Genomic DNA, 21,160 nt, shown 5'->3' with positions numbered 1-21,160 from the left:
CAGCTAAGCAATGGAGATTTGATTATGTCGGGTATACGAACAATTTTATTGTCAGTGAGCTTTTTTCTATTTTCAAATATTTCAGGCGCGGCCTCTCTTACCATGGTTTCTGAGTTATCGGTGAAGCCTGAATTGGCTAGCGAGTTTTTAACTTGGATTACCACGGATTTAGAACTCAGCCGAAAATCTAAAGGAAATTTGCAGTTTGATATCTATATTGATCCCTACGAAAGTGGAAAATTTTTATTTATTGAACGATGGGAATCTAAAGAATTACAAACAGAGTATATTAACTGGCGTTCGCAGCGAGGTGATTATTTAAAAATGCAAGACTACTTATTGGCACCTCCAAAAATGTCAACTTACTTAAATTCTTCAGATAATTAAGATTAGCCTCTCAGTAAAAAATATATGGGGAAACATGCAACACAAATTCTTACTTAATCCTTCACAAGAAAATATAGATCTTATTTTAAATGGGCTAATAGGTTTTAATCAGCCCTTTTTTCCAAAACTTGACAATATAAGTTTTGGATGTTTCTTAGAGGATGAGTCTGGTGAAATTCAAGGTGGTGCGACCGGCAGCTTCATACTTCAAACTGCTCATATCAATTATTTTTGGCTCTCCAAAAATTGCCGTAATAAAGGTTTAGGTACACAGCTGATCGCCGCAATTGAGCAAGAAGCTTTATCTCGTAATATGATCTCAATTACTTTAGATACCTATTCATTTCAGGCACCCGGATTTTATGAAAAACAGGGATTTGTCTGTTCCGGTCAATATCGGAATTCGCCGGTAGAGGGTGTCAACAAATTATTTTATCAAAAACATTTGGCGTACTAAAAATTCGTATTGCTAAGAAACAAGGATTTAAAGTGTCGACAGATAACTACGATGAAATTACTGCATTTCATTACGCGGCTTATCGGCCCTCACTACACGAAAAAATTTTATCGTTGGCAATACCCCACGACTTAAAATTTAATCGAGGCTTGGATATAGGCTCTGGGACCGGCTACTCAGCTTCCGCTCTGTCCGCCTATTGCGATCAAGTTATTGGATTAGAACCTAGCAATGAAATGAGAACGCTTGCCACACCCCACCCTAGCGTCCGTTATATTGAGGGCAGCGGAGAGTCTATCCCGTTTACTTCCGAACTTTTCGACATCGCAACCTTGGCCGGGTCTCTTTTCTATATTGATAAGACCAAACTGTTGGCGGAGTTAAATAGAGTGTGCCGAAAATCGGCCTGTTTTATTGTGTATGATTTCGAGCTTGATCTCACAGCCGCTTTATCATTCTTCGGTTTAAAAACTGGGCCAAGGGATTCAGCTTCCAACCACAATTATGATCATGAAATCAACTTGTCTAGCTGCGATGAACTCAGAAAAACGGGCGGTCTTAACGATAAAATATTACTTTCTTTAACTCATTCTGAATTAGCACACATTTTGCTTTCTTCGTCAGAGCGGTTTCAGGCGATTAAAAAAGTACATACCTCAAATGATTTACACTCTGAAATAGAAAACAAACTTTCTTTTCATAATTTTTCTACCGTATTAAGCGTAAATATTTTTTCCTCATCTTACACATTTCGATAGCTCTTCAATTGCATTCGCAGGCAATCTATGTCTCCGAAAAATAACAGCTATTCGTAATATTCAAAAAACACGACAAAAACCTCGCTAATCATTTTACTTCTCTGGTGGGAAGAGTAATATTTGCGCTTAATTCAATATGTTATTGAGGAGTAGAATGCATGTACAAAACAATCCTTTGCGCCATCGAGGCCTCAAAAGAGGGTAGACAGGTTCTCGGCAAAGCCGCTGAACTAGCCAAGGCCTGCAACGCCAAACTTGTTGTTATTCACGTGATTGCCTACACCTTGCTACCTAAGGACTACCAAAAAGCATTGACAGACGAGGTTTCTCCTAAATTTAATAAAATCGCGGATTCATTCTCCATTTCAAAAAAGAATCGCGTCATTAAAGTTGGCAAACCCTATGACTTAGTCTGTAGGGAAGCAAAAAAACGCAAGGCAGATTTAATTGTATTAGGCACACACTCAAAAAAAGGGATTCAGTCTTTAGTCGGTTCGACAGCAAATGGTGTCGTCAACTATGCCAAATGTGATGTCACTTTAATTCGTATCGCGTGATCATCAACTTACTTTTATCAAATCTATAGATGAGTACTCTGTTAAGACCTATAAGCTGTCAACAAATGGATACGCTTGAAGAACTATTTCGATCGTATGTCAAGGAGATGACACCCTACGTTGATCAGCCAATTTCGGCGTCTTCTTTAAATTTATCGGAGCGATTAAGCCATTATTGGGTTAGTGACAAACACTGGGCCTATTTCATTATTTACCGTGCTGAAATCGCTGGGTTTTGTTTTATACGCCACTACCCAAAAGAAGCAGATAGTTTCGACATTGATCAGTTTTACATTTCTGAGGACTATAAGCGCAAAGGTATTGGCCGCGAAACGTTGCGATGTGCAGTAAATTTGCATCCGGGAAAGTGGATCGTGAGAGTACTAACGAACAACTCCCGCGCGCTCGCTTTTTGGCTAAGTTCGATTTACTCAATTTGCGGTGAAGAATACAATCAAAGTCGCGAGCTAGATGGAAAAATTGAAATGGATTTTATCCGTTTCAGCTATAAGATTTGATAGACCCCGGAGTTAGGAATGGAAGAAGAATTTCAGGCGCTCGCAGCCCTCGGCGCCGGCGAGTTTGAGCATCTCGATGGAAGCTTAATACAGCACCTTAAAGGCACCCAACAACTGCTCGAATCCTGGGGAGCGAGTAAAGCTCTCCAGAATGCAGGTTTATTTCATGCTGCCTATGGAACAGCCGGTTTTGAACAAAGCTTAGTTTCAGCAGATCAGCGCACTAAAATTGCGGATATTATTGGATCCGCCGCTGAAGAAATTGTTTACCAATACTGCGCCTGTGATCGTGAGGATTTTTTCGCAAAGATCGGGCGAGACAACAAGCCAGAATTTAAAAACAGATTTACTAAGGAGAGTTATTATCTGTCCGCGCAAACATTTAGAGATTTTTGCGAGTTAACTGCGGCAAACGAAACTGAAATTGCAATCGATAACGAAGAATTTTTAGGTAAATACGGAAACGAGCTGAATCGTTTGTTTGCAAGAATGGCACCTTTCTTATGCGAAAGTGCACAGCGGAAAACTAAGGAAATTTTTTCTGACTGGTAGACTAATAGTATCGAATTAATTACGAAGCCTTGGAGCGACATGATAGGACCTCAAAAAGAATTTATTAACTCATTTTTAAAAATGGAATCCGCTGGTGGAATATTATTATTCTTCGCCGCTTTTTTAGCTATTGTATTAGCAAACACCCCTCTGGATCGCTTTTATGATTTACTACTCTCTACACCAGTTGCAATTCAAATTGGTAACTTAGAAATTGCAAAACCGTTACTACTTTGGATCAACGACGGCCTCATGGCGGTGTTCTTTTTTCTCGTTGGTCTGGAATTGAAGCGTGAACTTATAGAAGGGGAATTATCCAATAAGCGTAATATTATACTGCCGGGTGTCGGAGCTATCGGAGGTATGCTGGCACCAGCGCTAATTTATCTGTATTTTAATATGGATGACTCAATCGCACTAAAAGGGTGGGCCATTCCCGCTGCGACAGATATTGCGTTTGCCTTAGGTGTGTTGACTTTACTGGGTTCGCGCGTTCCGGTTACGATTAAAATATTTCTAACTTCGTTAGCTATCTTTGATGATATCGGAGCGATCGTAATTATTGCTCTTTTTTATACTTCAAATATTTCTATTACTGCTTTAGTCATCGTTGCGCTTTGCATCCCAATTTTGGCTACTCTCAACAAGAAAAATGTATTGTCCAAAAGCCCCTATATATTAATAGGGATCATCATGTGGGTCGCAACATTGAAATCCGGTGTTCACGCAACACTTGCCGGCGTAATCTTAGCGATGTTTATCCCTTTACGCTCGAATCAGGATCCAAGTATTTCGCCTTTAAAAAGTTTAGAGCACGATCTTCATTCCGTTGTCGCATTCTTTGTTCTACCAATTTTCGCCTTTGCCAATGCAGGAATAAGTTTTAAAGGTGTCGGGGCGGAGCAATTACTTCACAGCGTCCCAATGGGAATCGCGCTCGCGCTATTTTTTGGAAAACAAATTGGCATAGTGGGAATTTGCTGGATTTTCATAAAGCTGAAGATTACCGAATTGCCTGCAGGGATGAACTGGCTTAGCCTGTATGGAACTGCAGCACTATGTGGGATAGGCTTCACAATGAGCCTATTTATCGGCTCACTGGCATTTGAAGAGACTGGGGTTAACTTACTTTTTGATGAGCGACTGGGCATTATTGTCGGTTCACTAGCATCTGGCATTGCGGGCTTTCTAATTCTAAAGATAAGCTTTCGTTCAAAGGCTGAACAAACCAATACTTAAGCGCTAACTAATACCTCTTAAACGCTAAGATAATAAATATAAAAATGTAGAATAAAAACTATGTCCGATGATCAGAACTCGGAACTAAGCTCGCAAAGTTGGCTAGGTCGGATCGGGGGTGCTATTAAAGGCTTATCTATTCGCTTAATGCTTTTTGTTGTTGCATCCCCTCTATCATTCTGGAATAAAGGTCGGGCGCTTGAACGATATCAAACAAACACACAAACAGGATAAGAAGTCCACACTTCCAACTTAGATAACTTTTATGACTGATAGAACACATTTTGAAAAATTGGTAAGTATGTACAAAGCCGCTCCTATACATGATATTTTTCAACCATCCATGATAGTGACACAAGGAAGTGCTGAAATTGAAATGGATATAGGAGAGAGATATCATCATTCCGCCGGGGGTGTACACGGCGCAATTTATTTTAAAATGCTGGATGATGCTGCTTTTTTTGCCGCTGCATCACTAGAAACAGAGCTTTTTGTGTTAACCACTTCTTTTACGACTTATATTACGCGACCAGTTTCGACAGGAAAAATGAGAGCCGTCGGGAAAGTGGTTAATAAAAACAAAAGTCAGTTTATTTCTGAATCAATTGTATATGATTCAGAGGATAGAGAAATCGGGCGGGGCAACGGAGTTTTCGTTCGCGGTAAACTCGCTCTCAAAGATGCAACTGGGTATCTCTAAAGAACTTTGTTTTAATAGAGACGAGAAAAAAATATAAAATCTGCGAGGTATTATGGATCAGTTTGACAATGTAAGTGTGGTACTTAAAGCCAATATGTATTTTTATGGTCAAGTGACCAGCCGAACAATTATCTTCCCGAGCGGTGAAAGAAAAACGTTGGGAATTATGAATGTTGGCGATTATACTTTTGGAACAGAAAAGAAAGAATTAATGGAAATTTTGGCAGGAAGAGTTTCAGTCCAACTCTCTGAGAATGGCGACTGGCAAATCTTTGAGGCCGGTTCAAAGTTTGAAGTAGACGCCAACTCTAGCTTCAAGATAAAAGTACAGGAATTGTGTGATTATTGTTGTTCATATCTAGATTAGGCTTAAAAGGAACGCTTATGAAAACCTTAAAAAACGAAGCAGATCTTGTTGCCGAAGCAATACGGGTTGGCGCGGTATACGCGGAGAAACGAGGGGCAGGGAAAATTGATGCGAATGATTCAGCAAAGAATAAAATTAAATTTGTCTATCGACTACTGGCTCATGACAAATTAATTCAGCCCTTAGCTACTGGTCAAGAAAACGAACCGAATATGAAACACAAACTGGCACTTTGGATTTCTAGGCAATTGCCAGAAGATCATCCTTTACTTAAATAAACTCTGCCACCCCATTGGTTTTTAGCGATGTGTTCTATTCGCGACAAAACTTTCAACCAACAATAGCAATCCCACCACCAACAACAACCACCACCAAAACCGTTGCGGCTTTTCTAACTCAGCTTTCTTTAACTGATCACGTACCGCAGCACTTTGTGTCGGCGTGGTTTCGGGGTTAATCACTTTATCTAGAATGTCTGCTGGATCTATCGATGTGAAATTCGATTCTTCGATAGGTCGGTTCACCGCGTAAAAGATATCTTGTCCATCTTGAGACTGTTTGTATACGCCAGGTTTAGATAGGTTGAAACCCGTGTCCCCTTCTTTTAAAGCGACTCTAGCACCAAAAGGATCGAGTACATTTGCAGAGGTCGGAATGCTGTCGGGTAAAGTAACTTTTTCACCAACGACATAAGACGGTTTTTTCTCTGGCGTGTGCGCCAAGTATTTTAATATTTCATGTACGAAAGGCAGATACATACCCTGTAAAGGCAAGTTATTCCACTCCATGTCTAACGAGGAGGCAAATAAAATTGTCCGGCCCTTCCCAACTTGGCGCTCAATTAAAGTAGGGCTGGAATTATCAAAACGCATTAAAACGTCGGCAGACTCGTCTGGCTTTGTCGCCCAATGGCCATCAAACCTGACACTCCAATCTACTTCTAAAGGCCGTAAGATTGGATGCCGTTTTTCAACATCTGCGATGAGCAAGTAATCGTTAGCGGATAAATTACCGCGATCGATAATGGTCGCTGGGCTTATCGATGCGAATTGACGATTAAATTCGCCCGCCTGTACTCGATCTCCCGGAGCGAACAAGATACTACCGCCCTGCTCAACATAAGAAGTTAATGCATTGGCTTGGCGATTACTCAATTCACCAGTGTTCAGTAACACAACCACATTATGCTCGTCTAGCTGGCGCTGGCTCAGTTGTGCCTGCTCGATATCGGTGACTTCAAAGGGTGATTCTTGGGCGCTATTCACCGCCAACTCGAACCAATGACTTTCATCATCAAACCAATTGTTAGACGATTCACCATTGACCACTAAAACTTTAATTTTAGGCAATACGTCTACAGTAAAATAAAAATCATTGTCGAGTGTGAAACGACTATCTAGCACACTAATTTTACCTACATGAGAACCTGCGTCCGAAAAGGTAATGGGTACGCTAACGACGGATTCTGATTGATCTTGTAAATCAACAACCTTACGCAATTGCTCTTTATCATCTATCGAGACGATTATCTCCGCCCGATTTTGACGAACACTACCCATACTGCGCACACGAACAAATAATTCTTCTTGCTGGTTTTCACCTCGCAAATACGCAGGAGATTTAACTCCCGTTATCGCCAGGTTCGATGTGCTTTTTTCGCTGACGTCGTCGGTTACAAAATCTACGCCGGGCTTTAATTTCCAATTTTCATCGAAATCTACCATGCCGTTTTCTTGGAAATCTGAAATCAAAACAATTTCTTTACGGTCAAACTGACTATCGGCAAGCACTTCATCTGCCAAACGAATAGCGGGAAAATAACGGGTACCCTGAAAGCTCGTCGAATTAACGCCGTCTATTGCTACTGTTAAGGATGCTAAATCGCCGGTTAAACCATGAACGGTTTCCGCCGTTTCGGAAAATAATATTATCGACGCTTCATCCCCGGGCGCTAGGCTATTTACCAGACGTTTCGCATTTTGCTTTGCTTTATCTAAATTATCTTCGTAGCCCATACTCATCGACACATCGACGAGAACGACAACAGAACGGGGAGCAAGATTCGCCCAACCGGAAAGGGATTCATTCATGAATGGACGAGCAAAAGCAAAAGCAATCAAACATACCGCGAGGGCTCGCAATAACATCAACAACCATTGCTGAAACTTCTGAAACAAAAACTGCTTGCGGGTGGTTTTTTTAAAAAAGCGTAAGGTACTAAACACCACCTTCGGCGGTTTATCACGACGAATTAGGTGAATCGCCAGTGGTATTAACACAGCGAAAAGACCAAATAAAAATAAAGGAGCTAAAAACGCCATTCTTACCCTACTAAATATTTTATGGCTAACTTGCTATTTCGTTTTAAATCGTAACTATCTATTGCAATAAATCGAATCAAAAACCTTTTGAGCGCCGAGTTAAATACGCGAACAATGCTTTGTCTAACGGTTCGCTGGTATTTAACAAACAATAATCAACGCCGTGGGTTTGGCAGTGTTTTTTACAGTAATCAACAAACTCATTGACCGCAGCTAAATAATTTTTCCGGATTGCGCCGGGAGAGGTTAGCAAGCTGTCTTCAGTTTCGACATCAACAAATTCTGACATTTCCTCAAAGGGAAAATTTAATTCAGCATTATCCATAACATGAAATAAAATAACTTCGTGTCCTGATGCCCGCATTTGCTGCAATAATTTGATGCTTTTCTCTTCACCGTCAAGCATGTCGCTGATCAACACAACAAAACTCTTACTCTTTAAATTTACGGCTAAATCTTTGAGGGGGCGTTCAACATCCGTGGTTTCTGCTGCACTGACTGCCGATAGGGTACGCAAAATTTGCATCAGATGACCTTGCCGGTACAAAGCGGGGATTACGTTATTTACTTTGTGGTCAAACGTCATGAGGCCAGCGGCATCGCGCTGACGCATAATAAAATGTGCCATGGCCGCTGCCAAGGTTCGGCCGTATTCTAACTTTGAATTACCTTCAGATGCGTAACCCATAGAGGCGCTAGTATCCAAGAGAATAAAGCAGCGGCTATTAGTTTCATCTTCGAACTGCTTTATATAAAGTTTTTCCGAGCGCGCATAAAGTTTCCAATCTATATGTCGAATATCATCGCCCTGGTAGTAATGGCGATAGTCCGTAAACTCAACACTGAAACCCCGATGAGGACTTTTATGTAAACCGCTTAGAAAACCCTCCACAGCAAGACGCGCACGCAATTCAAGGTTGCTTACGCTCGCCAGCACATTAGGATCGATAAAATTTGCAGATTCCGCCATTAAGAGTCAGCCATTAAATATTCATCGTCATATTAAATTAATTGCCGCTAGGGACTGGGACAGTTTCTATCAAACGTTTAATGACATCTTCTGTTGTCACTCGCTCAGCCTCGGCGTGAAAATTCAAGATAATACGGTGGCGGAATACGGACATCGCTAGGCTTTGAATATCGTTATAAGAAACATTAAATCGACCGAGTAATAAAGCACGTACTTTGCCGGCCAAAATTAAATTTTGTGATGCACGTAAACCGGCTCCCCAGCTCACCCAGTTTTTAATAAAATCCGGAGCTGTTTCTGATTGCGGTCGGCTAGCAGCGGCTAAGCGTACTGCGTAACGAACTACAGATTCTGCCGCGGGCACCTGACGTGCGACAGTTTGGAAATCAAGAATATCCTGCCCCGTTAAAGGATGTGAAAATTCGACATTCTGTGTTTGCGTGGTGCTGGTGACGACTTTCATTTCGTCTTCTTCAGGTAAGTAATCGATGACCAACTTAAACATGAAGCGATCAAGCTGCGCCTCTGGCAATGGATAAGTACCTTCTAGTTCAACGGGGTTTTGCGTCGCCAGTACGAAAAATGGTTTAGTCATTTTATGGGTAATACCAGCAGCCGTAACTTGTTTCTCTTCCATCGCCTCAAGTAGCGCAGACTGCGTTTTTGGCGGTGTTCTGTTGATTTCATCTGCCAATAAAATATTGGTGAAAATTGGGCCTTTCACAAATATCATATTTCGATCGCCGTTCTCTTCCTTAACGATCTCGGTACCAACAACATCGGCTGGCATTAAATCCGGGGTAAACTGAATTCGACTAAAATCTAGTTGCAAAATATCTGCAACAGTTTTGATCAGTAGGGTTTTCGCGAGACCAGGGACACCAGAAATCAAACAATGGCCGCCGGCAAACAATGCAATTAACAGCTCATCAACAATGTCGTGCTGACCGATAATAACTTTTTTCAATTCCGCAATTAATTGCTCGCGCCCGGCTTTCATCCGCTCAACTAAAGCTAAGTGATCTTGCTCAATACTTCCCATTTGCTGTCGCTCTGAATCAGATTCAGAGCTAGATTCTGTATCGAGCCCAAATCCAGGTTTATCTAAATCACTCATATTTTCCTCTCTTATTAGCACTCTCAGCGCGTAAATCAATCGTGATCATATTTTGTATTTTGTTAGTGGCTTCTAGTTTTTTAAAATTTTTACCTCAATGACTCAAGGCATAAATAATATAATTGATTCCCAGCTTATACGCCTCGTTACAATACTTCGTGGGATAAGGTTGATAAAAAGTATGTTCCCAACCGTCACCGAGATCTGTGTTGAAATTTGCCACCATCATCACTCTTCCATCATCATCTAGTATCGCGTGAACTGAAGGTGGGAAATCTGGATCATCTAAATAAAACGTGCCCCCCAAGTTCCAAGTAACAGAGCGACCAGGTACTTGCGGCACTTCTTCGATGTCGAAAAAACTATGGAATATCGGATGGCTCGTATCGAGTTTAACTAACTCACGATCCGGAAATATTTTTATTAATTCAATTAAAAAGTCATTCCAATGATTTTCACCCCAAAAATCATCTAACAATACAAAACCACCACGCAACATAAACTCGCGCATCGACTCGGCTTCTTCGAGAGAAAAATTGGGCCCGGTACCAGAATAATCAATCGGCACCCTTTTCATATTCATATATAAGAAGGTGTGCTCAAACAATTCTGGATCAGTCAGCCGAAGTGGCTTATAGCTAAAACTATTGGTATCGAGCTTGGTGTAGCGCTGTACGCCGCGCAAAAAATTTCTGTCAGAATCTTCGAAGTCAGTATCCCACCAGCCATTGCCGCGCATATTGGTGCCGGCCCCAGGATAATTCGTGTAAATTCCTCTGATAAAAGTAAACTCAGATTGGCCAAGACGGTCATCTGGAATTTCATCATCGTAATCAAAACTGGGCTCGCCGCCACGAAATTGCGCGGCGGATATCTGGCTAAGTGAAACAAGAAACAAACCTAGCGATAACACACATAGCGTTTTGCGTATCTTCAAATCGGTTTTAATCATTCTCCTACCGCCTCTAGCAAAATTTCTTGAGCTGGCTTATACGTGGGTGCAATTTCCAGTGCCCGTAAGCTAGTTTGTTTAGCATTACTTTCATACCCACCCCGTAAATAAGCCCCAGCTAAATCAGTATAGGCGCTGACAGGATCAGTATTATCCAACACCGAAAGAATTTCATATTCTCGGATACTATCGTTATGCTTCTTTAACTGATCCGCTAGGGTCGCAAACGTGCTGTGCGCTTTTAAGTTATAGGGGTCTACAGCGATTGCTCTTTGTAAATAATATTGCGCTTTTTCAAAGTCATTATTTTCTATTTCATACTCAGCTAATTGAAGTGCAGAATTAACATCGTGCTGGTGGTACTTAACCACGTACTCTAACTCTTTTATCTGCTCCTCCCGCTCTCCCGTCGCCTCATAAATCTGGGCGAGAACTAAAGGCGGGCTGGGGTAACCGGTATATTCAGGAAGAATTTCTTTCGCTTTATTCAGGTACCGTTTTGCTTCAGCGTAATTTTTTTCTTTAAATAACACGATACCTAACTGTAGCTGTGCCTGAAAATCGCGAGGCTCTTTTTTAATGCGGTCACGCATATGATTTTTAACTGAGTCCGCACTGTACAACTCCGCCAACACTGAAGAAGAGTTATTCCGCACACCATGGCCATGGGCTTCGCCTTCATCAGCCGTATCTTCCAAATGCACATACACATCGACTTTCGCCATGCGTTTTTCAATCCACGAGGAAAAACCTTGGTTAAACTCCTTAGCGGAAAGATCAAAAACGGTTTTTATATTTTCTTCTGTAGTGGCATGAGTACCGTAGGCCTCAATTAATCTCTTCAGCTTATCAATACCTAAATCATCGGCGATGTATTCCACAACCAAATAAGACTGTAGGTACGCGAGATTGAGATCATCATTAGAACGCGCTTGAAAAAACGCATCGTCAATTCTTTCTATCGGTAAAATCTTTCCTTGGTTTAAGGCTCGCACTACATCAAGATCTTGTCTTTGCCCCCACTCATCTCGACCCTGGTGCTCCTCATAAACAGAAATTCCTTCGGACAACCAGCGGGGAATACGGTTTTTTGTCATCTGCAAAGTGACGACATGAACGAATTCATGCCAAACAATTTCTTGCCAGTTTGCCGTTAGGGAGCTTGGCGAAATTAATGTAATCACCTTGCCAAAACAAATTCCTACTAAGGGTCCGATATCGGGAAGACCCACGGAGCGCACAGAAAAATCTTCGCGACGCTCGAATACTTCAATAAGTACTGGCGCCTCAGGAGTAAAACCATATTTTTTCTCCATGGTGTCCCAAGCTTCTTCAAGGAAGGGCTCAAGATAGGGCCAAAATACTTGCGAATCAGTCTCGCTCATTTTTACTGTAAAGTGTTCGCTGTTTTTGGTGATGTAGGTATCCAAGGTATCGAAGACTTTCAACATATTGGAGGTATGTAAATTCAAGGGGTCTTTATCGAAAGCGAGTTCCAATACAGCTCGCCCCTCTTCTTCTTCGCCCAAACGAATTAAATTACTACCGAGTACCGTATGAGCGGGCCAATACTCTGGCTCCAATTCAATGGCTTGTCGCGCAAACTCTACGGCCTCGGTAAACCGATAATCTTTGCCAAAATAATCGCCTATTTTGCTGTAAAACTCGGCACTATTTGGGCGAATCGATTCAGCGCGCTGGCGCATAGCCTCGTATAGCTCTTGATCTTCCTGAAGCGCCGCAATGCCGGCAAGTGGAGTAATAATTTCAAGAGCTTCTGAGTTATTAGGCAGCGCCGCGTTGAGATAGCTCCGAGCTTCACCAATTTTACTTTGCGCCAACGCTAACTCTGCAAAGGCCGCAAACACTTGGACTGATTTCGGATTGGTAAACAAAGCTTTATCCAAAATGTTTCTTTGATGACTGACCTTTGCCAGGCCAACAATTGCCGGCACGTAGTAGGGATTGTATTCAAGTACTTGCTGATAAGATTGTTGCGCTTCGGCATCGTTAAATTTTTCCGCAAACAGATCGCCCCACCAAACTTGGGCTTCCATGTTCGTACGATCTAAGCGTGTCGATTCCCTAAAGAGCCGATTGGCTTCTTGATGATTACCACTCAACCATTGTGCCCTAGCAACCAAACTAACTTCTTCTGAATTTACATTAATACGGCCTGAGTAATCCGCTATCGCCGCCAAAAAATAAATGTCAGCGCCATCGCGACCGCGATACTTAAGTATTTCTCCGTATTTCACTAATGCGCGTAAGTTAACTGAGGTACTGTCGACAACTTTTTCTAGAATTTCCAAGGATTCATCTGAACGGCCAACTTCAAATAAAACTTCGGCCAATTGAGTTAGAAGAACAGGTGAGTCAGTTGATTTCTTTAAAGCATCACGACAGACCTTCTCTGCTTTCTCGTACTCACCGACCAGAGCATAACTACGACTCGCTCCCACGGCGGCTTTAATTTTTGCATCTTCTACTTCGAGATACATCTCAGCGGCACGAGAAAAATCTCCGCGCTTATAAACCTCCTCCGCTTCGAGTAAAGAAACCGCTGAGCACAGCGGTGACGCAACAATTAAGCCTATACAGGAAAGGACCAAATGACGTTTAAAATTACGGCGCTTGTAATGCATCGAATTCTCTCGTTGTCTTCGCAAGTTGAATTAATAACGGTTCTATTCTTCCCCAATACTCTTCTTCAGTTAGCGCTTTCTTCCCTGCCCGCAAGATAAAAATATCTCTTTCTATATTATCCATTTGCACTCGTAGCTTTGCAGCCTCAGGAGACAATGCCTGCCCTTCGCCGCCGATAGAATCCAAATAGGCTACTTCTGCTAGACGGCCATCGCCCTGTACACCAGGTTTAATACTGAACACGCCATCGCCGTTATCGTCCAAGCCGGCGTGTTCCGACGCCAATGCATCGTTATCACGATAAAAATTATTTACCTGGGAACTCGCGTAATCAAAAGCTTCGAGAACAGAAACCCGTTTATTCTTATCTCGATCTGCATTTTGATTTTGCAGGCCTTCGACGAAATATAAAGGAAAAATAGTATCGTACTTTTCCGCCCTTGATCGCGTTGCTGATACGACGATACGCCCGGCCAAAGAGACTTTCTGACTAAAATCATGGCTAGCGCTAGCAGTATTCACAACGACGATATTTTTGCTCGCGATGGGCTCCAACATTTTTGCAAAATCCACACCCGTAATATCTGGACCGACAATATTAAACTTCGCTTGATCGCCAGAACCAGTGCCGTGACCGATAAGAACAACAAGTAATTGATCATTCGCTTTGATTTTTTCTGACAAGTTACTAAAGACAGATTTAATAGACTCAACTCTACTCGAACCATCGATGCTAAAACTATTTTTGTCTTCATCACCAAGTAAGAGCGTTAACTGTTTAACCGGATAACCGTAATCGTCTTTTAAACTGGTCCGCAGCGTTAAAGCCCATTCTTTAAAACGTTCTGCATGCTCCTGATCAGCACTCGCACCAACAATGATTAGTGCATACTTTTTCGTATCTGCAGAATTGACAAAACTACCAACCTCATCGGCGAGCAATACCGTGGACAGCGATGTGCCTATCAGCAATATTAAAAGGGCAAGCGATACGCGTTTTGTTTTCAGCATAATGAGAGATTTTTTCTTAGTTTGGCTTTTTATCATCACGACAAACCTTTATAGCGTCGAGTAAACCATTCGATACAAATTAGCGCTAGTAATAAATACAAGAAAAACGGTTGATCCCAAAAGCTATGCACTTCTGTCTGCGAATAAGCATTGGGATTAAAAGTAATATCATTCACAATATCATTTGCGTCATCGCGAGTATAAAATTTTCCGCCACTCGCAGCGGCCATGCGGCGCAGCAGGCCGCTATCCATACCTGCTTGTAAAAATTCTCGTCTTGAAGGCGTTACGATTAGTGGACGCTGCGCTTGTAAATTACTATTTGCTTCGCTCGGCACCTTTACCGTTAAATCAAAAACGCCTTCTTGCTCAACAAGCATTTTTGCTACATAAGTCCCATCTTTTTCTAACTGCCAATTCATCGGCAATTCGTCGAAAGCACCATCAGGTTTGTTAATTTCCAGCCACAACAAACCATCGTTATCACTTTCAAATTCTTCGTTGAGCAAGTGAGCTGATACTTCTACAGTATCGCCAACATTATAATTTTCCTTATCCAAGGAAATCGTTACTCGCTGTTGAGACTCAGTTGCTAACCAACGTAAAATTTGTCGCCATAAACGTTCGTGAGATTGATCCGCGACTGGTTGCAGCATCTGCCAACGCCATGAACTAGCCGTAGCCAGCACCATAGAACGCCCCGCACCATAACGTTGCGCACTTAATATCGGTAGTGGTGAGTTCTGATAACTCAGGGTCGGGTGCTCCATCAATACGGTAGCACCTGGTTTTGCTCGACCAGAAACATACACACCTTCTAGCTCCGGCATCTCACGCCACAATTCACGATTCTTTTTATCGTCAGAAGCCAAACGAAGAATTGGTGAATATTCGCCATCGCGAGTTACCCGGGCGGGGAATTTTGCGCCGGTTGGATGATCGCCTCGACGCGCGCCGCCTTGAAGGTAACTGGGCAATCTTGATTCACGAACGAGATCCACCGGAAGCATGTCATCAATTGCGGAATCAATAAACGCCTCATTTAAACCACCAACTGATAAAAAGCCTCCGCCGCGCTTGCCAACAAAATCTTGCGCCAATTGAAGCTGCTCATCATTGAAAAATGAACGCTCAACATTGCCAAACACAATAGCTTCGTATTCAAACAAGGTTTCTGCATCACGAGGAAAACCCTCGCTGAGTTCTTGAGGGGAATTGATACCTTGGCGTAAATATTTTCTTGGCCCCGTTTGCACATAACTGACTAAGCGCAACGAGGTATCAGCATCCAAGGCACGACGAATAAATTTATATTCGTTTCTAGGCTGACCTTCGATATAAAGAATATCCAAAGGTTTTTTTTTGCGGTTATCAATAAAGAATGTGTAGTGATTATTTTGCTTTATCGTTTCACCGGGCTTTTCTTCAACGGCAACATTGTAAACGACGATTTCCTCTTCTTCTGGCTTAAGTTCCAAAGAGAATCGCTTGGTATTACCATCGTCTGCTAACGCGACAGATTGTTGTGCGACTTCGACACCATCAGAAGTAATAGAAAGTTTCGCTTGCTGTCCTTTATAGCCACGCTGATTAACATTAATGTCAACCGTGTAAATAGAGCCTTCCAGTAAAGATTTAGCTGCACTCACATCGACGATATTGATATCTTTTTGTAAATCTTCCTCACCAATTCCGACTGTATATAATGGAATGTTATTTTCGGCTAAGGTCTGCGCATTCTGCAGAGGATCGACCTCGCTATTGTCAGCGCCATCGCTAACAACAATCATCGCTGCGGTTGGGAAGCTAGCCAATTCACCCATCACATGATCCAAGGCAGAAGATAACTGTGAACGACCGCCATCTTGAGTCAGAGCTTCTGGGCCAGCGAGGCGTTCGGCGAGATCAGAAAAACGATAAGTTCTTACCTGAAAATTTTCTGCCAAACGTTCGATAATTTTTTCATCACGATATAAAAGATCAAGAGTTTGATCGTGGCGGGACGGTAAGCTCGAGTTATCTTGAATACTCATACTTTGTGAATCATCCACCAGCACAGCGACATAGGTTTGCTGGGGAATAACTTCAGAAACGAGAACACCCGGCTCAAGTAGAAAAAATGCAATTAGCAATAAGCTAGAAGCACGCAAACAAATTAAAAAAGCCTTCCAAGTTTTGGAAATGGGTCGTGTCGTTCGCCAGTAAAAAGCAAAAGCAAGCCCCACCAAAATTACGGCAATCGAGGTAAGTCCAATAGCACCTATCGAGTATCCGAAAGTAAATTGACCATCAAGTATGGCTTGAATGTAATGATCTTCTATCAACTATACATATTCCAATAAAAAGTATTCCGCTAAACATTTAGCTGAAAAAATGCTCGTTAGTTTCGAGGGCTCGTAGTTGTGGTTTTGCTCTCGGACAAAACTCGATAATAGGTTTCAACTAAATTCTTATATTCTTCCGGTACATCTTCCTCTAGCGAGGAATAAAGTTTGTTATCTATTTGATTCAACTGGGATTGCATACGCAACTGATTTTCTAAATCAATAATGGGCTGCAACAACTCTTTTAATAACTCCGGTCGATTCATAAATTCTTCGACGTTTTGACGCGTTAGCTGGGAACGAACCGAACGTGCGCTACCAGCCCAAGCATTTTGCCCGCCCTGGCCCATCTCCGCTAAGCCTTGAGCCAGTTCCCTACTCTGCTCCAATGTTTCTTGCATTTGCTGTCTAGTCGCAGGAGATTGTGAATTAGCTTGCTGCCCGGTTCGGCCACCAGCGCCACTGCGCTCACCTTGTCGCACGTCATTCGTGTCGGGAAGCTGACCCGGTAATTCGCCATTTTGTCGCGCTCCGGCTTGCTGAGAACCCTGTTGCGCTGAACCAGGCTGCGAACCCGGCTCTTGCGAGCCAGACTGCTGAGAACCTTGCTGAGAACCTTGCTGCGATCCATCTTGTTGTGCCAGTTGCTGCTGAAGCTGCTGTAAACTTTGGCGGAGGTTTCTCACCTGATTCTCGAGATCATCGTCTTCATCTGCTGCCGCAACAGCACTTTGTGAACGACCAAGATTTTCAACGCTCCGCTGTAAATCAGCGAGCTGAGATTCAATATCATTTTCTAGTTTCAAACTCAAATTCACCATGCCGCGCTCAAGAATTTGATGGCTCGTATCCATTTTTTCTTGAATCGGTCGCAATGATCGCGACAGCTCGTGAGCACTTTCCATTGCACGCGCCTCACTTTCGTCGGCGCGCGTTGCTATCTCTCTTAATTTTTTTCCAACATCAACAATTGTATCTTTTAATTCTTCTTGCTCTTCCAAAAGCTCCGCAGTGCGCTCGGAGTTCGCAGATTCATAACGGTTATTACCCAAACTTTGCTCACGACTAAGGTTTTCGATTTGTTTTTTGAAATCACGCTGCTGCTGAACCAACTCTTGGGTTTGCTTTTTAATTTCTTCCTGCATTTCGGCAATTGACTGCTGTCCGTTTTGGCTCATCTGCTCAGCTTGTTGTCGCAAACTATCCAATGCCTTTTGACTTTTGGCCGCCGCTTGGCCAGGAGATTCACTTTCAGCTGCCTGTTGCATTTCTTGCAATGCTTGCTGCATTTGTTGTGGCAAGCTCTGTTGAGATGAAGACTGCTGCGCCGAAGATTGCTGTGACGTACTCTGCCCCGAAGAAGATTGTTGACTCTGTGACTGTTGTCCTTGAGAAGATTGTTGCTGAACAGACTCGGCCAACTGCGCCAAATCACGACGCAACTCTTCTTGTTGTCGCTGTAAGCGCTCCAATTCTTTGCGGCGAGGCTCTTCCTCCATTTGATTTTGACGCCGGGCTAATTCTCTTTGCGCGCGAGTCAAACGTTCTTGGCGACGCGCTAATTCTTTTAGTTTATCCAGGGTTTCATTTTGCTGCTGCTGTTGTTGGCCGCCTGCTTGCTGCTGGGGCATTTCATAACGATTTTCTAACTCTCCCATTTCCATTTCAAAAAGCTCGCGCAAATCAGCGTTTTCTTGTTGACCTCCACCACCACCGCCACCGCCTTGGCGGTTCATTGCCACTTGAGATTTATTAATTTGGGCTTCAGCTTTTAAAATTGATTGCAGCGCTTTCTGCTCAGATTGCAAAGCCGTCGACAAAGATAAATCATCAAGCTCTGCAACCGCCGCTTCCATTTCACCAATTGCTTTGGTCAGCGCTTCAACCGCTATCTGATAGTTTTCATCGGCAAAATCACCACGCTCCGTCAGTCGGTTTATCGACATTTGTGCACGCTGCGCAACTTCAGCTTGCGACTCGCGAATTATTTCACCATCTTCAGCCAAACTTTCTGCGGTGACTTTATCTTTTCGGTTTCTCAACTTCCACGTCGCGGCAATCACATCTTTTTGATTGGTGATAAGAGCGCTGCTGTCTCCACCACCACCTCCGCCGCCACCGCCACCTCCGCCGCCAGCGTTTGCGCGACTAAATTCGTGATCAGTGGGAACAACTTCAAGAAAATAGATATCGGAAATAACTTGTGCAGGACCATTCAAACCGTTGTTGTCTGAGGCTGTAATTGAATAACTCACCACATCACCAGGCTCAACTTTTAAATCTTCTAAATAGACCATGGTATCGCCAGTTATTTTTGCAATTTTTTTCTGGCCAGACTGCTTTAAAAAATTTACTTGCTTATCATCAGCACCGATGACGCTGTAATTTAATTCAAATTGCGTTAACCCATAGTCATCGCTAGCATCAACCTGGATTGCAACTTCTTCTAAAGGCATTACGCGCTGGTCTTTACCAGGCAGCTTTAAGGTGATTTCCGGTTCTTTATCTTTAATTGCACGAACATAATATTCTAGTGGGTTTTTATTTTGGTAGTCTTCACCATCTAACAATTCAATCTGATAACTAGCGTCTTCGCTAACAGTAAACTCTCCTTTCGCTTTGTCGTTTTCAATTTCAAGATTGAGAATCGTCCCGTCATCAAAAACAACTTTAGCCTCTTTTACTGATTTATTTAGCGAGGCAAGCAAAGAAATTTTTGTGCCTTCGGGTGCAACAATATCGCCACCCGGGGTTTCAACTTTGTCTTCAATTCCTGTGTAATCGGGAAAATCAAAAGCAACAGACAAATCCTCAACCCTAGGAAGATCAAACAAATTAATTTGAAATTGAGGAGAACGAACAGGTTCAGAATCCAGGCGATCGAGATCTTGATACTCAACATAATAAACAAGATCTTGACTGAGTTGATTTAAATTCACGCTAAACGCTTTCGCGTCGTTCGCGTCTTCGCCGCTCTCCGGCAACATATTCAGTCGACGCCAATTAACATTGTCATCTTGTACATAAAGTGCGAGTTGCCGACCACTGGCATTATCGAGAGACGCAGAAATTGTAATGTCGTCGCCACGTTGCATAGAAATATCGCCAGGGTTGACGACAATCGCAATTGGCAAATTTGGCATTTCGACTTCAACAATCAGATCTTCGCTTTGCAGCCAGGGCCAAACCAGTTGCTTTGCAGAGCCAAGAAAGCCTTCAGAAAAATTAAGTAAAAAAACTGTAAAAGTTATCGAAGCTATTGCCATAGCGCTCGCCAAGGTTGCTGACGAGGTTGGAATCGCCGTTTTCAGCGGTTTATCTTCGACATAAGAATTGGCATCTTCCCACAACTGATCAACAAATTGCTGAGAAACGCCTTCACGTGACTCACCCTGAAACTCGATGGAAGTTATTAGTCGCTGTTCAATATCAGGAAGGCGGGCTTCAATACTGTGGGCAAAACGCCGGTCGCTTTGTAGCTGGGAAAGAAATCGCCAAATCACCGCGAAGCTGATGAGGAAAACACTGGCCACCCATATCAAAAATAAGGTTTTCCAGGCGGGGCTGCCTAAATCGAAAAACACCCCAATAAAGACAAAGGTAATAAACGCCACTGAACAGGCCAATATCCAACGGCCTAGCTGGGTCAATACGAGTAATAAGTTTTGCCTGCGCCTGGTTGTTTTTAGGCGGTCACGAATAGATTCCAATGCTGAATAAGGCATAAAGATACCACAGGGCAGTTCAATGGATTTGGATCCGCCTAGTGTATTGAATTGGGCGGATTATGAAAGCGAAAAAAAATTGATGAAAATCAAGATTAAGCTTCGCCGCTATTTATTCACCTGAACCCTTAGATCGCGCCACTTTAGCCCGGCTTAACTGACACTCTACCTTGCCGTCTCGGCGCGCAAATACGGGTTATTTCCCTTATATAGTTATAGTTGATTACGCGGTGAATTTAACTTAAAACCTTAATTTCTTTTGCTGCTTGAGGGGTAGATCGCTCGGCAAGCTTTGGCCTATCAAGGTCGAGGGGAATAAGTGCTCCTATTGCCTGCCTTGATTATAATCACCCCCACTTTAAGTACATCCACACAGTTAGCGTTTTACACATTTTTACACGTCGCATTTTGACTCGAAAAGTGTTCCGTAGTTCCCTAAATTGCGAGGCCAATGTAGCAAGAAATATGGCAATTCAATGGCCACTGGTGATCCATCACCATCCCGCAAGCCCTCACAAGACCACAGAAGAGCGTTTTATCTTTTAAATAGGAAGTTAAA

General features: G+C 42.7%; 18 protein-coding genes. 10 read left to right on the top strand and 8 right to left on the bottom strand.

All coding sequences use genetic code 11. From position 1 onward, the window contains the following. Positions 1 to 24 precede the first annotated feature (24 nt). From ACYUCY_RS01860 to ACYUCY_RS01815, 10 genes are all read left to right on the top strand, one after another. A complete protein-coding gene (locus ACYUCY_RS01860) occupies positions 25 to 387 on the top strand; it encodes a putative quinol monooxygenase (RefSeq protein WP_460224739.1) in 363 nt (120 codons plus the stop codon). Between the two features lie 34 nt (positions 388 to 421). Continuing rightward, complete coding sequence (locus ACYUCY_RS01855) at positions 422 to 844, top strand: GNAT family N-acetyltransferase (protein WP_460224738.1); 423 nt, start codon at positions 422 to 424, stop codon at positions 842 to 844. Positions 845 to 876: 32 nt separating this feature from the next. Continuing rightward, positions 877 to 1,602 carry a class I SAM-dependent methyltransferase gene (locus ACYUCY_RS01850; RefSeq protein ID WP_460224737.1) on the top strand — a complete coding sequence of 242 codons (726 nt, stop codon included), beginning with the start codon at positions 877 to 879 and terminating at the stop codon, positions 1,600 to 1,602. A 158-nt stretch (positions 1,603 to 1,760) separates the two neighbouring features. After that, positions 1,761 to 2,159, top strand: coding sequence for a universal stress protein (locus tag ACYUCY_RS01845; RefSeq protein ID WP_460224736.1), 399 nt, complete (start codon positions 1,761 to 1,763; stop codon positions 2,157 to 2,159). A 65-nt stretch (positions 2,160 to 2,224) separates the two neighbouring features. Continuing rightward, a complete protein-coding gene (locus tag ACYUCY_RS01840) occupies positions 2,225 to 2,677 on the top strand; it encodes a GNAT family N-acetyltransferase (RefSeq protein WP_460224735.1) in 453 nt (150 codons plus the stop codon). 18 nt (positions 2,678 to 2,695) lie between these two features. Next, a complete protein-coding gene (locus ACYUCY_RS01835) occupies positions 2,696 to 3,229 on the top strand; it encodes a DUF6817 domain-containing protein (protein WP_460224734.1) in 534 nt (177 codons plus the stop codon). A 39-nt stretch (positions 3,230 to 3,268) separates the two neighbouring features. After that, positions 3,269 to 4,468, top strand: coding sequence for a Na+/H+ antiporter NhaA (gene nhaA, locus ACYUCY_RS01830; protein WP_460224733.1), 1,200 nt, complete (start codon positions 3,269 to 3,271; stop codon positions 4,466 to 4,468). Between the two features lie 265 nt (positions 4,469 to 4,733). Beyond that, positions 4,734 to 5,168 carry a PaaI family thioesterase gene (locus ACYUCY_RS01825; protein WP_460224732.1) on the top strand — a complete coding sequence of 145 codons (435 nt, stop codon included), beginning with the start codon at positions 4,734 to 4,736 and terminating at the stop codon, positions 5,166 to 5,168. A 52-nt stretch (positions 5,169 to 5,220) separates the two neighbouring features. After that, entirely contained in the window at positions 5,221 to 5,535 is a 315-nt protein-coding gene (ppnP, locus tag ACYUCY_RS01820) for a pyrimidine/purine nucleoside phosphorylase (protein ID WP_460224731.1), read from the top strand. A gap of 17 nt (positions 5,536 to 5,552) precedes the next feature. Next, positions 5,553 to 5,813 carry a DUF5062 family protein gene (locus tag ACYUCY_RS01815; protein ID WP_460224730.1) on the top strand — a complete coding sequence of 87 codons (261 nt, stop codon included), beginning with the start codon at positions 5,553 to 5,555 and terminating at the stop codon, positions 5,811 to 5,813. 21 nt (positions 5,814 to 5,834) lie between these two features. On the opposite strand, the gene ACYUCY_RS01810 is transcribed toward ACYUCY_RS01815, so the two are convergent. The 8 genes from ACYUCY_RS01810 to ACYUCY_RS01775 form a co-directional block, all read right to left on the bottom strand. Then, complete coding sequence (locus tag ACYUCY_RS01810; RefSeq protein WP_460224729.1) at positions 5,835 to 7,856, bottom strand: BatA domain-containing protein; 2,022 nt, start codon at positions 7,854 to 7,856, stop codon at positions 5,835 to 5,837. A 76-nt stretch (positions 7,857 to 7,932) separates the two neighbouring features. Then, positions 7,933 to 8,826 carry a DUF58 domain-containing protein gene (locus tag ACYUCY_RS01805; RefSeq protein WP_460224728.1) on the bottom strand — a complete coding sequence of 298 codons (894 nt, stop codon included), beginning with the start codon at positions 8,824 to 8,826 and terminating at the stop codon, positions 7,933 to 7,935. A gap of 37 nt (positions 8,827 to 8,863) precedes the next feature. Next, on the bottom strand, positions 8,864 to 9,943 hold the full coding sequence (locus ACYUCY_RS01800) for an AAA family ATPase (RefSeq protein WP_460224727.1): 1,080 nt from the start codon (positions 9,941 to 9,943) through the stop codon (positions 8,864 to 8,866). A gap of 94 nt (positions 9,944 to 10,037) precedes the next feature. Further along, complete coding sequence (locus ACYUCY_RS01795) at positions 10,038 to 10,895, bottom strand: DUF4159 domain-containing protein (protein WP_460224726.1); 858 nt, start codon at positions 10,893 to 10,895, stop codon at positions 10,038 to 10,040. Further along, a complete protein-coding gene (locus tag ACYUCY_RS01790) occupies positions 10,892 to 13,540 on the bottom strand; it encodes a peptidase MA family metallohydrolase (protein ID WP_460224725.1) in 2,649 nt (882 codons plus the stop codon). The genes ACYUCY_RS01795 and ACYUCY_RS01790 overlap by 4 nt, the downstream gene beginning before the upstream one ends. Further along, complete coding sequence (locus ACYUCY_RS01785) at positions 13,521 to 14,588, bottom strand: hypothetical protein (RefSeq protein ID WP_460224724.1); 1,068 nt, start codon at positions 14,586 to 14,588, stop codon at positions 13,521 to 13,523. Before ACYUCY_RS01785 ends, ACYUCY_RS01790 begins: the two co-directional genes overlap by 20 nt. Continuing rightward, positions 14,588 to 16,876, bottom strand: coding sequence for a VWA domain-containing protein (locus tag ACYUCY_RS01780; protein WP_460224723.1), 2,289 nt, complete (start codon positions 16,874 to 16,876; stop codon positions 14,588 to 14,590). The genes ACYUCY_RS01785 and ACYUCY_RS01780 overlap by 1 nt, the downstream gene beginning before the upstream one ends. A gap of 56 nt (positions 16,877 to 16,932) precedes the next feature. After that, positions 16,933 to 20,601, bottom strand: coding sequence for a DUF4175 family protein (locus tag ACYUCY_RS01775; protein WP_460224722.1), 3,669 nt, complete (start codon positions 20,599 to 20,601; stop codon positions 16,933 to 16,935). Positions 20,602 to 21,160 lie beyond the last annotated feature (559 nt).

This window comes from Aurantivibrio infirmus, assembly GCF_054767315.1.
The sequence above is the reverse complement of the archived record's forward strand: the minus strand, read 5'-3'. Positions and strand labels throughout refer to the sequence as shown.

Coding starts and splice junctions, on each gene's coding strand:
- ACYUCY_RS01860 (WP_460224739.1), top strand. CDS start 25: ATGTCGGGTATACGAACAATTTTATTGTCAGTGAGCTTTTTTCTATTT.
- ACYUCY_RS01855 (WP_460224738.1), top strand. CDS start 422: ATGCAACACAAATTCTTACTTAATCCTTCACAAGAAAATATAGATCTT.
- ACYUCY_RS01845 (WP_460224736.1), top strand. CDS start 1,761: ATGTACAAAACAATCCTTTGCGCCATCGAGGCCTCAAAAGAGGGTAGA.
- ACYUCY_RS01840 (WP_460224735.1), top strand. CDS start 2,225: ATGGATACGCTTGAAGAACTATTTCGATCGTATGTCAAGGAGATGACA.
- ACYUCY_RS01835 (WP_460224734.1), top strand. CDS start 2,696: ATGGAAGAAGAATTTCAGGCGCTCGCAGCCCTCGGCGCCGGCGAGTTT.
- nhaA (WP_460224733.1), top strand. CDS start 3,269: ATGATAGGACCTCAAAAAGAATTTATTAACTCATTTTTAAAAATGGAA.
- ACYUCY_RS01825 (WP_460224732.1), top strand. CDS start 4,734: ATGACTGATAGAACACATTTTGAAAAATTGGTAAGTATGTACAAAGCC.
- ppnP (WP_460224731.1), top strand. CDS start 5,221: ATGGATCAGTTTGACAATGTAAGTGTGGTACTTAAAGCCAATATGTAT.
- ACYUCY_RS01815 (WP_460224730.1), top strand. CDS start 5,553: ATGAAAACCTTAAAAAACGAAGCAGATCTTGTTGCCGAAGCAATACGG.
- ACYUCY_RS01810 (WP_460224729.1), bottom strand. CDS start 7,856: ATGGCGTTTTTAGCTCCTTTATTTTTATTTGGTCTTTTCGCTGTGTTA.
- ACYUCY_RS01805 (WP_460224728.1), bottom strand. CDS start 8,826: ATGGCGGAATCTGCAAATTTTATCGATCCTAATGTGCTGGCGAGCGTA.
- ACYUCY_RS01800 (WP_460224727.1), bottom strand. CDS start 9,943: ATGAGTGATTTAGATAAACCTGGATTTGGGCTCGATACAGAATCTAGC.
- ACYUCY_RS01795 (WP_460224726.1), bottom strand. CDS start 10,895: ATGATTAAAACCGATTTGAAGATACGCAAAACGCTATGTGTGTTATCG.
- ACYUCY_RS01790 (WP_460224725.1), bottom strand. CDS start 13,540: ATGCATTACAAGCGCCGTAATTTTAAACGTCATTTGGTCCTTTCCTGT.
- ACYUCY_RS01785 (WP_460224724.1), bottom strand. CDS start 14,588: ATGATAAAAAGCCAAACTAAGAAAAAATCTCTCATTATGCTGAAAACA.
- ACYUCY_RS01775 (WP_460224722.1), bottom strand. CDS start 20,601: ATGCCTTATTCAGCATTGGAATCTATTCGTGACCGCCTAAAAACAACC.